An 11,521-nucleotide genomic window follows, 5' to 3' on the forward strand; every position below is an offset into this window, starting at 1 on the left:
GGTTTACTGAATAGGGGTGCTTCAGAAAAAAACAGGACAGGTCTCTGCCCGGCTCAGTCCTGACCGCTTTGTGGAGAAGCAGCAGAAGAGGACGGCCGGTCTTTCCGGACAGACTGGGTCGCCTGCCGGGCGAGGTCTTCGGCCTGGCTGCGAAGATTGTCTGTCTGCTCTTTCAGTTCCTTGACGCGGCGGGACAGATATTTTTCGAGAATCCGGGCCAGTTCTTCCGCTTTGACGGGTTTGGAAAGGTAATCGTCGCAGCCGGCGGCCAGGCATTTTTCCCGATCACCCTGGAGCGCATTGGCGGTCAGGGCAACAATCGGTGTCTTAATCTGCTGTTTGCGAAGGATGCCTGCGGCCTGATACCCCGTCATCACCGGCATTTCCATATCCATCAGGATTAAATCATATTCTTTTCGCATTGCCATCCGGACCGTTTCCTTGCCGTTGGCGGTCAGGGTGACCTCAAACCCGTACCGCTCAAGCAGTTTTTTCAGAAAGATCTGGTTGGCTCGGCTGTCTTCGGCCACAAGAATCCGCGCCGGCTGGAGGGCGTCTTCGGTTTGACTGCTCCAGACCTGATCGCTGCGAATTCCGGCGGAATACTCCGGCATCCGGGTATCGGCGCTGAAGTCCAGCTCTTTCTGGAACGGCGCATTGGTCAAACGGACCGGCAGAACGACCGTAAAGACAGAACCCTGACCCTGCTGGCTGTGGAGGAAGAGTTCTCCGCCCATCAGATGAATCAGCTTCTGGGTAATGGACAGCCCCAGACCTGTTCCGCCGAATTTCCGTGTGGTGGAGGCGTCGGCCTGCGTGAACGACTCAAATATCAGTTTCTGCTTTTCCTTGGGAATTCCGATGCCCGTGTCTTCGATGTCGATGCACAAACGCCCGTCTTCTCCGGGACGCTCCTCCCAGCTGACAGTCACATGCACATATCCGGATTCCGTAAATTTGATGGCGTTTCCAATCAGGTTAATCAGACACTGATTGAGCCGGATGGGGTCTGTTTCAACAATTTCGGGCAGATTGTCGCCCTTGAAGAATTCAAAGTCGAGTCCTTTTTTGGCCGCAATCGGCTTCATCATCTGCTCGATATGACAGAGAAACGGCTCAAGCGCAAACTGGGTTTTATCAATGGTCAGTTTGCCTGCTTCGATTTTCGTAAAATCGAGGATGTCATTGATGATTTGCAGGAGATTTCGCCCGCTGTTGCTGATGACAGTCACGTAATCTTTCTGTTCTTCATCCAGATTTGTGGCGGCCAGCAGTTCGCAGAAGCCCAGAACCGCATTCATCGGGGTGCGGATTTCGTGGCTCATATTCGCCAGGAACTGGCTTTTGATTTTGTTGGCGCTTTCGGCCGCTTCTTTGGCGCGGACCAGCTCGGTTACGTCAATCAGGTTGGCCAGAATCCCCATATAAAGCCCGTCGCAGCCGTAAATCGGCTGAATCCGCATTTCCATCATTCGTCCGAATATTTCCCGCCGAATCATCACCGGCTCACTGTGGGGAGTATCCCGGAATGTGCGAATCATCTGTTTGATTCGGGCCTGAATCTGAAGCGGATGAACATCCGCTATTTTTTTGCCGAGCAGGTCCTCTCGGCTCTTGTTGACCAGTTTCAGGAAGTAGGGATTGACTTCCACGATGGTGTCTTCAGCATCGGCAAAAACAACGCCTTCCTGCATCCCGGCAATCATGGCAGACAGCTTGGCCGATTCCCGCCGAATGGCCTCCTGGGCCTTTTCGATTTCCGTAATGTCAATGAAGGCCTCAATCAGCACCTCCTGGCCTTCGAGGGTGATGGGAAAGGCATTTTTCAGAATGGTTATCGTTCTGCCGCCGAGACCGACCAAAGATACTTTTTCTCCTTCAAAGGTATGTCCCTCGTGGAGAACAGGGCAGGACGGGTGATTATGACCGCAGAGAATCCCGCAGCAGGTTTTGCCGACGATTTCCTCAGCTTGCTTTCCCAAAATCTGAAGAGCGGCGCTGTTGGCACGCCGGATGGTGCGGGTCTTGTCCACGACAAACAGACCGACCGGAGCCCGCTGGAAAAGTTTTTCCACCGTATGCAGGGCGTCTTGCAGATGATGCTCGTGCTGTTTGGCCCGGGTGATGTCCTGAAGGGTCTGAACAGCACCTGTCAGGGTGCCCTGCGAGTCGCGAAGCGGTCCGGCCGTAAGAGCCAGCCACTTGCCGGAAGAGCCCAGATGCGGGAAAAACCGCTCCGCTTCGTAAGCTCCTTTCAGCACATCGCTGCTCTTGAATGAGGGGCCATAAACGGCCTGGATTTCTTCCGCAGTGGCTTCTCGAAGAATCCAGTCCGCCAAAGTCCAGCCCTTTTCATCGCCGAGGTATTGTCCGTGACGCTGTGTGCCGAGAATTCGGCCGGCGCGGATGCCGGTCAGTTTTTCACAAGCCCGGTTCCAGTGCGTCACAACGTGGTTTTGGTTCACCACAAACATCGGGACGGACAAATCATCGATGATTCGGCTCAGCAGGTCCTGCTCGACCGACAGCAGCAGACGCCGCTTTTTCCGGCGGATGCGATAGATGACGCTCAAGGCGATGAGCCAAAAAAAGACAATCCCGATAGAGTTAGCCAGAATTAGCCATGGAACCATCGAGGCAGGCGGAAGCCGGTCCAGCGAGAAAGAATGCCCGAACGAACGGCTTGCTGTCCAAACGACACCCGTTCCGGCTGCCATTCCCAGCAGGGCCAGCACAAAAAACAGGAGCACGACCGCAGGTGTGCGGCGGGAATAGACACTCCGTCGAAAACCGGATTGTAATCCTTTCTTCGTCATTTGGCACCGTATCCGCTTTTGGTCTTTCGACCGGAGCTTTTTTCCAATTCATCAAAAAAAGAGGGCGAATTCTCTTGTCCGATAAAACCGTTGATTTTGTGCTGAAAAGGCCTTCGGTCCTTAATGGAAATGTCCCAAACGGCCGTTTATAGGACTTGCTGCAGACTCAGCGGCCGGGCAGATACCGGCCGAAAAAGATTCTGATTCCTCTAACTGGACAACAGAAAGGGTTTATTGTACAGTCGATTCCTATGAATCCCTATCCATTAAAATTGAAACCGATTTTTAAAGAACGCATCTGGGGCGGTCAGCGTCTGCGGGACTTGTTCGGAAAAGACCTGCCTGCCGGAAAGCCCATTGGGGAAAGCTGGGAATTGGCGGATTTGCCGGAGGATAAGTCCGTGATTGCCAACGGTCCGCTGGCCGGACAGGCCATCGACCGGGCCGTTCATTCATTTGGGCGGGCCCTCGAGACAGGACGTCCCGGTCCGTTTCCGCTGCTGATAAAACTGCTGGATGCCCGTGAGGTTCTCAGCGTTCAGGTCCACCCGGATGAGCCGACCTGCCGCCGGTTGGGGACAGGGCAGCCCAAAACCGAATGCTGGTATATTCTGGATGCTCCGGCAGACGGTATTATTTACAAGGGGCTCAAGCCCGGCACGACTCGAGAACAGTTCGCTCGGGCCATTGCCGAGGGGACCTGTGCGGAGTATCTGGTGGCTGTCCCGGTGAAACCCGGCCAGTGCCATTTTCTGCCCAGTGGAACCCCGCACGCCATCGGCGCTGGTCTGGTCATCGCCGAAATCCAGCAGCCCTCCGATACCACCTATCGGGTTTTTGACTGGAACCGCCTCGACCCATCGACCGGCAAGCCCAGAGCCCTGCATATCGAACAGGCCCTCGAAAGCATTCATTTTGGGCTGTCCGCCGACAAGCTTCCCGTGACTACAGTCGGCCGGCTGGTGGATGCGGCGGAGTTTAAACTCGATAAGGGGCATCAAATGCCCCATGGCGAGCTCCTCCTCGAATCCCCCATTCCCAAAGCCGTCCTGTTTTTAAGCGGTTCCGGGGTGATTCAGGGGCCTCATTTTGACCCGATTGCTTTCCGAAAGGGAGATACGGTTTTGATTCCCGCCGGCGTCGAGGGGTTTGTCCTGTTTCAGGAGGAAACGGAATATCTGACCGCTTCTGTGTAAGAAAAGAGGGAGAAAACATTCATGCTGAAGAAAAGCGATAATCCCCCGATTGTCTGGCCTGAGGGACAGTCGATCGGTTCTTTTGACGGCGTCTGGTGGGTCGCCCATACCAAAAGCCGCAATGAAAAGGCCCTTGCCTGGCAGCTGATTCAGAAAGAGATTTCTTATTTTCTGCCGATGTCCTGGAAAGTCAGCCGAAGAACCGGTCGGACGATGCGGTCGCTGATGCCGGTCTTTCCGGGCTATTTGTTTTTCTGCGGAACAGACCAGGACCGCCTGGAAGTTCTCAAAACCAACCGTGCCGCTGCTGTTCTCACAGTGCGCAATCAGATGCAGCTGATTCAGGAGCTGCTGCCGATTGAAAAGGTTCTGAAAGCCGGCCAGACGGTCGTTCCGCACGAATATCTGCAGGTCGGCCAGCGCTGTCGAGTCATTGCAGGCCCGTTAATGGGGGTCGAGGGGCTGATTGTCCAGACCCCGCGCAAGGCCAAACTGGTTCTTCAGGTGCAAATGCTCGGCCAGGCCGCCAGTGTCGAAATTGATATGGATATGGTCGAACAAATCGAGTAAACTGCTTCCGGTATTTCCTTTTGACCTTCTGAAACGGAGGTGCCTGATGGAATACAGCGTCAGTCTAATCGGCCTTCTGACGGCGGTCTGGGGCTTGGTGGTTGTCGTTCAGCCCCTTTGGCACAAGGCGCTTGTGGGCTTTTTGGCCGAAGGACGCCGGGCCTATGCAGCGGTCGTTCTGAAAATCATTGTTGGTGTGCTTTTCTTGATTTTTGCCAGAGAATGCCGCATTCCCTTGGTGGTAATTCTTTTGGGAGTTCTCACCGTGGTCGGCAGTGTTCTGTTTGCCTCCTTGCCGATTCACCGAATCCAGGCCTGGTTTCAGTGGTGCCGAAGCCGTCCCCTTTGGTTTTACCGCCTCTGGGCGGTGGCGGCGGTCCTGCTTGGCATTCTGATTCTTTATGCCGGCTGGCCTGTCTCGTAAACAGCGTTGATTCGTTCCGCTTTTTCTGCTATAATACCCCTGTCTGAACAATGGATTGGCGGAGGAGAATGAGCGGGATGAACAAATCAAGGAGTTTTCCGGGAGTTTGTATCTTTTTTTGTCTGTTCGTCTGCCGAACCGCTTATCCTTTGGCCGAATCCGCCGACCCAAACGGAATCAACATCAAAGTCCTCCACCAAATGGGCTATACCGGCAAAGGGGTGCGTGTCGGCGTGCTTTCCCAAATGCACTGCCGAACAACTCACGAGGCCTTCTTTGACAAGGACACGCAGGGCAATCCCACAGGCAATTCACATGCTTATTGGTATGACCCGACCTCGGATACCCTCCAGCCCTATGAACCTTACTGGCACGACACCTCATTGGCGGGCATTGTCGCTTCCCGCGGCGGGAAAAACTTCCCTCAGCATCGAGGCATGGCCCCGGATGCGGAAATCTACAGCGCCAAAGTAACCCGCCGTGTTTCTGAAACCGACCCCAACCGCACAACGAATTTTCAGTGGTTTCAGAAATCGCTGGATTATTTCCGCTCCAGTCAATGCCGAATCGTCGTGACCGGCATCCAGCTGGATACCAGCTATGACCAGACGTTTCCGCTGACCCTGCTGTATGATTATTACGCCTATACCCATGATATCTTTTTTGCCAATGCTGCGGGCAATGACAGTTCCTCGATTACGATTTTCGGCACCGCTTTCAACGGTCTGACAACGGCGGGCCTGATTGCGACCGAACCGGATGTCTATCGGCGCATCGGCTCGGCGAGCAATCCCGGCCCAACGCTGGACGGCCGGCGCAAACCCGAAATCGCCGCCCCCGCACAAAACCTATGGGTCCCGACTGACGGCGGGGATACCGCCTGGAGGAGTGAGGGGACAGAACGCGGCCAAACCAGCTGGGCGGCCCCCCATACCGCCGGTGCCGCCGCTGTCCTGCTGGAGTATGCGGATACCACATCAGAACCGGATGACGGCCGCAGCGTCGTCCTCAAGGCCGTTTTGGTCAATTCCGCCTTTCCGAATATTAAAGACAAAACCGGACAGGAAACCGCCGGACAGCTCTGGCATCCGCATCGCGGCTATGGTCGGCTGGATGCCGCCCGCGCCTTTTCGATTTTGAGCAGCCCCAAACTCACCGTCGGACAGGAGACATCTCAGCCGCGCGGCTGGGCTTTTCAATCGCTTTCGCCCGGACAGGTTCACACCTACACACTCACATCCATCCCCATCGGCAGCCGGCTGGTTCTTACTTTGACGTGGAAGCGGCGTGTGCGCTGGCAGGATAAACCGCCCCGGAACAATCTGATAGACAGCGGAGAATTAACCGGCTATCTGGCCAACCTGGATTTGGTCATTGAAGACTCCGCCGGCCAAACCGTTTTTTCGGATACAGGCACGCTCGACAACCTCAAAAAAGCCGACCTGCTGATTGCTCAGACGGGGCCGTACCGCATCCGCATCCGCAATCAGTCTTCGACGGAGTCGGCCGAATATGGACTGGCTTACGAAATCCTCGAACCCCTGACGGCCGACTTGAATCTCGATTCCGTTGTGGACAAGACCGACTTGGAAATCCTTCTGCAATCCTGGCTTCAGAATCCCTGCGGGATTCCCTTTGACGGTTGCGAGCGGCTCGATTTGCTGGCCGATGACTTCATCGATTTGGGGGATTGGAACATCCTGGCCGGCTATTGGAAAACCGGTGATCCCCGCTACTATGTCCTGCCGTAAATTCCTTCTCTGTGAATTGCTGTCAAATCTGTGGCATTGTCATTGTGATAGCGGCGGGGCGATCAGATAGATGGTTTTCTTCTGCCCGGCCAGGTCAAGAACCAGCGTTCCCTCCCCGTAGCCGGTCATATCCGCCGGCCGTTCAATCGTAAGCCGAATCTGCCCCTTGTCGGAGAGTTGCTCCTTGAGATTATGGAGCACCAGTCCGCCTCCCTCGAACTGATGGCTGCCCAGAACCGGCCCGGATGCTGTCTTGTCCATCTCCACCGTCAGGATATACTCTTTTCGCCCCGGCTCAATCCAGACGTATTCGGGGTAAATGACGGGGGATTGTTTCTCGGCGGTCTGGGTCTGCTGCGCCAGGAGCTGCTGTGCCTTTTGGGCGGCCCCGGCCAGCTGCTCATCCGTCGCCGCCGGCGGCAAAGAAATGCTCTGGCTTTCCGGTCTTTTTTTCTCAGGTGCTTGTGATGAATCTTTCTTTTGGACTCGATACCGGATTCCTAAGATCTCGTCATCCACTAAAGTCCCTTCCGGAAATTCCACGTTCAGTGGTTCATCGGCCGACTCCGAGTTAATAGATACTTCCTGAAAGACGGTTTCTGTAATAAGGTTCCCATTCGGCAGATAAGTCTTATGCCGAAATGGAACCCAGAAACCATTTATTATACGGAAATCACTGCATTCATTCCGTCCAAGAAGCTCTCCCTGTTGTCCAATCCATTCCCGAATGAACGGAATGTATCCTTTGGATGGATCAATTGTATATCGAAATAAAGGCTTTTCTTTTTCCGTATAAGGAAACTCTAAAAGATAAATTCCTTTTCTCTGATTATACGTTACTGACGCTCGGTTTCTGCTTACCTGTCTCCATTGTTCCCAGAGCTCCATAGAGGGAGCATCCCACAGGAGGACATCCGGTGTAGCCAACATCCAGCCGGAAAAATCCATTTTTCCCGGAGCAATTCGGCCATCGATGTCAGATGATTCAACCGGCGCCTGTCGGAAAAAAATTGTTCTGCCTTTCTTCCAAAGAAAGGTTTCTCTGAAGTTTCTGCTGGGTATGCCGGAGGAATCATACGTTTGGATGGTGATCTGACAATACTCCTGAGTCGTTTTTTTGCAGTATTCCATCTGCTGTTGATACATCAAAACAGGATTCTCCGTTTTCTCTTCCCTTGGATAGTAGCCTTTTTGTTCCAGGCAAACCTTCAAAGAAAAGATTCGACCCCGTGCAGCCGATACGGTTTTAAATAACTCATCAGCTGTCAGGATGTTTGCTGAGGTCTGGATGTTCAGTCCTAATATTCCTGAGCTTATTGTTAGAGTTAAGAAAAGACGCAACATTTTTATTTCCTTTCTGAATCGGGTTTTTATTTACATCGACGCATCCATGTGCCGCAGTAGTCATTGAGGGTAGTATACGGCCATATTACGCAAGAGCCGTTGAAGCAGTTTCCCGAAAGTGTCTTTTTAGGTCCACAGTTATGTGCTGTCAGATACTCACAGGAACGCCAAGCTTTTGTAGGTAAACAGAGGTATTCCGATGTGCCGTCTGAACAGACAGGCTGACCGACAGAACAATCTTTATTGCTTTGACATGTTGGTGCCGTCCAACATCTCCTTCCTTCTTTTGGTTTTTGACATTCATAATTCACAGTTCCTCCGCGAATGGCCTGCATTTGCTGCCTCGATAACTCAGCATAATAGCGTTGAATTCCCTCAACGATCTCGGAGACATCTGCATCCTCTTTTACGAACCATACATACGCTGCATGGACGGCGGCCTGCCAGGAAATTTGCTCCGTCAGCAATCTTTCCAGATACTCCTGCCGCTGGGTCTGAATCAGCAGAAGCGTCCCGTCCCAGATTCCCTCCTGTTCTTGACGGAGCATCGTGCAGGGAATCAACCTCGTCTCCTTCGGCCCGTCCAGAATCAGCACGTGCTCCTGCTGGGGAATACACAGCACAAAGTGTCCCAGCATGCCCTCTTTCGGCGGCAGCCGGTACTGCACAAACGGCAGCTTCACTTCGGAAGCCTTCTCCGGCGGAATCTGCATGGCCTGTGTGGAAATCCCAAAAAGGAATAACACATCCGAAATATCCTGAAGAGTCGAATAACCCTTCTGACGAATTCCCATTTGCTCGATAAGGGTCTCAATCGGCACAGGATTCCCATAGTGCCGAAGCAGATGCCAGACCGCATAGGCCCCGCAATACGAATCACCGGACAGAAAACCCGGCTCCTCTCGGACAGCGGCCGCAGAAGAGACATCCTTCAGAACCGCCTGATTGTAGAAAATTGCGGCCTGCCGGTCCTGTCCGAGTTTCTGATAACACACAGCCAGCCCCAGTTCAACCCACTGCATTTTCTCAAAAGTCGGCCATTTCTCTTTTGTCTCCTGATAATAAGCAATGGCTTTTTCGTACTTTCCGAGGGTCTGGAAAATTCTGCCTGTATAATATGTTGCCAAAGCCTGATGTTTAGGGTCCTCTGTTATCAGGCGGTTGATGTCCCAAACAGCGGCGGCCTTCTTATACTGTTCTTCTGCACGGGGCATATTCCCGACCTGATACGCCTCTTCCGCCTCAACAAAATATTCCTCCCCAATGACAAAGACCGAATAGCCGCATTTTTCCTCCGGCCGGTATTCCTTTAGAATTCGCTCGACAATCTCCGTTACTCGGCTGTCCTTTCCCAGCCGCATCGCCGCATACAACGCCCCCCTGTTCCTGCAGATAAGATTTGATTGCTTGCCAATTCGAACAGCAAGGTTTGATTTTTTTCTCTTGCGGCTCCGAATCGCCTAAATCGTTCTCCTTCCTTATTCCTGTTCCTGGAGGTTCAGGCAGTAGATTTTTCGTTTTATCAATGAGTCCTTCAGGGAATCCCATTCTCTTCCAAAAGCCACCACAGAGTTTTCTATGGGTACAAAACCATAAAGAGAAAACAGCTTCGGACTTTTCCAAGGACTCTTTGACATTTCTAAACGCCCATTTTTGTCCAATACCCAAAAGGCAAGCCGGCCCTTTGTATATACAAGTATAACAAGATGGTTCTTTCCGAGAAGAGCCGCATCCAAAAGATTCAGGGGGGGTAATTTGTTTGGAGAGCCGCACTGAATCTCAAATAGCTCTTTTTCGCCGACATAAGAAAATTGGCCATCATAACACCTCGCCCTGAACACCACAGAATCCTCTTTAGCCGGAGAGGTATAAATACACCAAAAGGAATCATCCGCCCACTTTATGATTTTAGGAAAAAAACTTTTTGGGGAAACACTCGTGTCAACTTCGTAAAACTCTGAATGGAAAAGATCGGAGAAGACTTGGCATCCTTTGTCAACATCAAACACTCCCGTCTGGTATTCCCACTGCTGCCGTCTGCTATCAATAGTTTTTACTTTTCCGCCGATATAAATGATTTGATCTTCGCGAATCTTTTCGTAATCCCAGATGTCCAGATTATTTTCCAGAAAGATTTCCTTCAATAGACTCCCGTATCGCTCAAACTCCAAAAAAAACTCCTGATTTGTTTCTTTATTGTAGGCCAATAGAAAACAGGACGTATCATTTATCCTAAGAACTTTGCTTTTGTGACGGAACGCATCGAGCACATAGGGCTTCTCCAAGGTTGCTAAAACAAGCAGATTGGGATCTTTGTCTTTTTGTTTTATCAACGGATACCTCAGCGTTTCCAATCGTGTTTTCCCTGGATCATTCAGAGCCAGCAGAGGTCCCTGAGGAAAAGCAAGCATCGGCCCCTTACTCAACCTGTAATCAATGCTGTTGTTCTGCTCCGGCACAAGACGAATTTTTTGCAGGAGAGTTCCGGTTTTCCCTATCTTATACAAGTACAAATCTGTCAGTTCAGACTGGTCAGAAGCACCCGTTGCGGAAGAGGCTGCCAAGATGTATATTGCTTTTTGGGTAGCATCCGGACATGAAGACACAATATAGTAGTCTTGACAGATTTCCGTCAATTCGCTTTCGGAAAAGCTAATCCGGCTTTGAGCCGGCAAAGATACCCAAGTGAAAACCGCCAAAAAGAGAAAAATTTTGCTTTTATTTCTCATAGTTTCTCCTATTGCTCTGGAAAAGTCCCGCAGCAGGCACAGCCGGCTACTTGGCCTTCCTGCCATCTGGATGCCCCATATTCTACAACGAATTGATGATATGCTTCCGCAAGGAGCCCGCACAGTTCACGTTGGTCAGGCGGTACTTCATTACATACTCCATGCAAACAGCTTCCAAAATCACCATCACACATTCTCTGAGTTTTCAGACAGGTTCCATAACACTCATCATGGACAGTACAGCAGGAGCCAAACTGTAAACCGAAAGGATTGTCAGGGATAAATGCTTCTTTCCATCCGTTTGGGCCGCAGCCATTTGAGACAGGAAGATACCCTGGGTCAACAACAATCGTCCCTTGACATTGTCCAAGCTGTTCATAACTGGCGGCTTTCACTAAAGCCGGTTTGCATGTTCCGCTTTCGCAATCGCATCTCTGACACATCCAGCTGTCGCAACAGTGCTTACGGCAGGTAAGCCCTGTATTGCAATAGCAACATTGCCTTTCATTCGGATCATAACAGGTTTTATCCTCACAACAGCCGCCTTTGTCACAACAAGGATTATTCGCTCCGCAACAGACTTTATTGTTCGGACATGTTTTCCCTGTCCCGTAATTGCAGCAGGTTCTTTCGTTTGGATTATAGCAGGTGATTCCGTCGCAGCATCGGCGGTTTTCCTGATTGCAGCAGC

General features: G+C 51.9%; 9 protein-coding genes. 4 read left to right on the plus strand and 5 right to left on the minus strand.

Features of this window, described 5'->3' with window-relative positions:
- Positions 1–53 precede the first annotated feature (53 nt).
- Positions 54–2,816 carry a PAS domain S-box protein gene (locus WHS88_00925; GenBank protein MEJ5258736.1) on the minus strand — a complete coding sequence of 921 codons (2,763 nt, stop codon included), beginning with the start codon at positions 2,814–2,816 and terminating at the stop codon, positions 54–56.
- Between the two features lie 251 nt (positions 2,817–3,067).
- On the opposite strand from WHS88_00925, the gene WHS88_00930 reads away from it, so the two are divergent.
- From WHS88_00930 to WHS88_00945, 4 genes are all read left to right on the plus strand, one after another.
- Positions 3,068–4,012, plus strand: coding sequence for a type I phosphomannose isomerase catalytic subunit (locus WHS88_00930; protein ID MEJ5258737.1), 945 nt, complete (start codon positions 3,068–3,070; stop codon positions 4,010–4,012).
- A 21-nt stretch (positions 4,013–4,033) separates the two neighbouring features.
- Positions 4,034–4,582 (plus strand): transcription termination/antitermination NusG family protein, encoded by a 549-nt coding sequence (locus WHS88_00935; GenBank protein ID MEJ5258738.1) that lies wholly within the window; start codon positions 4,034–4,036, stop codon positions 4,580–4,582.
- Positions 4,583–4,628: 46 nt separating this feature from the next.
- Entirely contained in the window at positions 4,629–5,006 is a 378-nt protein-coding gene (locus WHS88_00940; GenBank protein ID MEJ5258739.1) for a hypothetical protein, read from the plus strand.
- Between the two features lie 77 nt (positions 5,007–5,083).
- Positions 5,084–6,757, plus strand: a complete 1,674-nt coding sequence (locus WHS88_00945) for a S8 family serine peptidase (GenBank protein MEJ5258740.1) — start codon at positions 5,084–5,086, stop codon at positions 6,755–6,757.
- A gap of 39 nt (positions 6,758–6,796) precedes the next feature.
- On the opposite strand, the gene WHS88_00950 is transcribed toward WHS88_00945, so the two are convergent.
- The 4 genes from WHS88_00950 to WHS88_00965 all read right to left on the minus strand — a co-directional run.
- On the minus strand, positions 6,797–7,276 hold the full coding sequence (locus tag WHS88_00950) for a hypothetical protein (protein MEJ5258741.1): 480 nt from the start codon (positions 7,274–7,276) through the stop codon (positions 6,797–6,799).
- Positions 7,277–8,127: 851 nt separating this feature from the next.
- Positions 8,128–9,474 carry a cysteine peptidase family C39 domain-containing protein gene (locus WHS88_00955; GenBank protein ID MEJ5258742.1) on the minus strand — a complete coding sequence of 449 codons (1,347 nt, stop codon included), beginning with the start codon at positions 9,472–9,474 and terminating at the stop codon, positions 8,128–8,130.
- 105 nt (positions 9,475–9,579) lie between these two features.
- Entirely contained in the window at positions 9,580–10,830 is a 1,251-nt protein-coding gene (locus WHS88_00960; GenBank protein MEJ5258743.1) for a hypothetical protein, read from the minus strand.
- Positions 10,831–11,224: 394 nt separating this feature from the next.
- On the minus strand, positions 11,225–11,521 hold a 297-nt coding region (locus WHS88_00965), incomplete at its 5' end, for a hypothetical protein (protein MEJ5258744.1).

The sequence above is a fragment of the Anaerohalosphaeraceae bacterium genome (assembly GCA_037479115.1).
Lineage (GTDB): Bacteria > Planctomycetota > Phycisphaerae > Sedimentisphaerales > Anaerohalosphaeraceae > JAHDQI01.

Bases quoted from the DNA above. Each gene is read 5' to 3' on its own strand.
- WHS88_00935 (MEJ5258738.1), top strand. From the start codon at position 4,034: ATGCTGAAGAAAAGCGATAATCCCCCGATTGTCTGGCCTGAGGGACAG.
- WHS88_00925 (MEJ5258736.1), bottom strand. From the start codon at position 2,816: ATGACGAAGAAAGGATTACAATCCGGTTTTCGACGGAGTGTCTATTCC.
- WHS88_00945 (MEJ5258740.1), top strand. From the start codon at position 5,084: ATGAACAAATCAAGGAGTTTTCCGGGAGTTTGTATCTTTTTTTGTCTG.
- WHS88_00940 (MEJ5258739.1), top strand. From the start codon at position 4,629: ATGGAATACAGCGTCAGTCTAATCGGCCTTCTGACGGCGGTCTGGGGC.
- WHS88_00930 (MEJ5258737.1), top strand. From the start codon at position 3,068: ATGAATCCCTATCCATTAAAATTGAAACCGATTTTTAAAGAACGCATC.
- WHS88_00960 (MEJ5258743.1), bottom strand. From the start codon at position 10,830: ATGAGAAATAAAAGCAAAATTTTTCTCTTTTTGGCGGTTTTCACTTGG.